Source organism: Frankia sp. R82 (assembly GCF_023716925.1).
Taxonomy (GTDB): domain Bacteria; phylum Actinomycetota; class Actinomycetes; order Frankiales; family Frankiaceae; genus Frankia.
In genome coordinates, this window is sequence record NZ_JAMQQG010000130.1 from 1 (window position 1) to 2,159 (window position 2,159).

Below are 2,159 nucleotides of genomic sequence, written 5' to 3' on the forward strand. Positions count from 1 at the left end.
GTACCGGGCGTGCCGGGCGCCGAGCCGAGCCGGCGGACGGCCGCGTCGACGGCGTCGGCCAGCGTGGCCAGGGCCCGCTCGGCCTGCGCCTCGGTGATGATCAATGGGGGAAGGAGGCGGATCACCGCCGAGTGCCGCCCACCGAGCTCGATGATCATTTCTCGGTGCAGGCACTCTGCTCGGATCAGGGCGGCCAGGCGGGGGTCGGCCGGATACGCGCCGGTGCTGTCCGGCTCACCGGTCGGGTCGACGATCTCGGCGCCAAGCATGAGTCCGCGACCGCGCACGTCACCGAGGTGCGGTCGCCCGTTGGCGATCTCGACGAGGCCCGCGAGCATCCGGGCGCCGAGCCGGTCGGCGCGTTCGTCGAGGCCGTCCAGGCGGACCCGGCGCAGGGTGGCGCGGCCTGCCGCCATGGCGAGCTGGTTGCCGCGGAAGGTGCCGGTGTGCGCACCGGGTAGCCAGACATCCAGCTCGGCCCGGTAGGCGATCACGGCGAGCGGCTGGCCGCCGCCGATCGCCTTGGACATCACCAGGATGTCCGGCGCGATCCCGCTGTGTTCGACCGCCCAGAACCGGCCCGTTCGGCCCACGCCAGTCTGCACCTCGTCCACGATCATCGGGATGCCCCGTCGCCGGGTGATCTCGCGTACGGCCCGCAGCCACTCGTCCGGCGCCGGGACCACCCCACCTTCACCCTGGACGGCCTCGACGATCAGCGCGGCCGGGTCGGTGACCCCCCCGAGTGGGTCATCCAGGAGGCGTTCGATGTAGCGGATGGACAGCTGGACCCCGTCCGGACCGGCGGTGCGGTCGCTGCTCCGGCCCACTCCGAACGGGCAGCGATATGGATGGGGGAAGGGCAGGCGGACCACCGACGCCGACGCGGGCAGCGGGTTCTTCACGGCGACGTTGCCCGTCACCGCCAGGGCACCTGCCGTCATGCCGTGATAGCCGCCGGTGAACGCCAGCAGGGTGTGGTTGCCGGTCGCGGTCTGGGCGAGTTTCAGCGCCGCCTCGACCGCGTCGGAGCCGCTCGGGCCGCAGAAGTGCAGCTTCGCATCCGGGCCGAGCCCCGCCGGCAGGCTGGCCCGTAGATGTTCGGTGAAGGCGTCCTTCTCCGGGGTGGCGAGGTCCAGGGTGTGCAGGGGGGCACCGCTGGCCAGCGTCTCACTGATCGCCTGGACGACGTCCGGGTGGTTGTGGCCCAGGGCCAGTGTGCCGGCGCCGGACAGGCAGTCCAGGTAACGTCGCCCGTCCGCGCCATGGATGATCGAGCCTTCCGCTCGGACCGGCACGATCGGAAGAGTGCGGGCATAGGTCCGGGCGGCGGACTCCCGGGTGCGCTGGCGTGCGAGGATCGCGGCCGCATCGACCGCCGGAACGGAAGAACCGGCATTTGTGCCGCTGTGAGCGGAAATCGTCAAGGGGGCGACTCCCTTTTGAGCGGACCTGTTTGAGGGAAGCCTAACCTAACTTATCGGCGTGCGGCGCGAGGCGTGTCGACAACGACAGAGCCGGTCGCGTTCGAGGTCGGCCGCTGTGTGGCGGTGGTCGGTCCATAGTCCGCCTGCCTACCCCGCATCGTCGCGTAAACGCGGCATGAGGTGGTGGAGCGCGGGTCGTTCGGGAGGGTGCGCTCCGCCTCATCCGTGGCAGTGGTCACTCGGATGGGGATGCGCCGAATCCGTCCGTGTCGGGTGAGTGATCCACTTTCGGTCGTAATCCGACGCCAGCGATGGCTGCGATGCAGTGGGCCGTCCTGGAGCAGTGTGACGACGAATCCGCGCGGATTGGTGTCATGTTGGATTGCGCGCTATTTCGGCGTATGGCCCCGCCGGATGGTCTTCGGGAGGCAGGCTGCGGTCCCGAGCTCTGGAGAGGAGCGCGCATGGAACTGCCGCCGTCGGCGGCCGGGCTGCATGCCCTGTCCGCCCGGCGCCTTCCCCCGGCGGTGCTGGCGGCGGTGCGTCACGGGCAGGCCGGCACGGCCGACAGCAGCGCCTACCTGTACGACCCGGCGGTCGCCGCCGGCAACGCCGCGGCCCTGCGGGCATGCCTGCCGGACTGGGCCGAGATCTGCTACGCGGTCAAGGCGAACGGCTTCGCGCCGATCCTCGACGCCCTGCTGGCGGGCCCGCGGCCGGCCGCTGCCCCGC

At 71.5% G+C, this 2,159-nt stretch carries 1 protein-coding gene and 1 pseudogene; one reads left to right on the top strand and one right to left on the bottom strand.

What is annotated here, in order from left to right; translation table 11 throughout:
• Positions 1-1,427 (bottom strand): diaminobutyrate--2-oxoglutarate transaminase family protein (locus ND747_RS16100; protein ID WP_251734431.1); only part of this gene is annotated, 1,427 nt, incomplete at its 3' end.
• Between the two features lie 464 nt (positions 1,428-1,891).
• On the opposite strand from ND747_RS16100, the pseudogene ND747_RS16105 reads away from it, so the two are divergent.
• Positions 1,892-2,159 (top strand): annotated as a pseudogene (locus ND747_RS16105) (type III PLP-dependent enzyme); the annotation flags it as partial.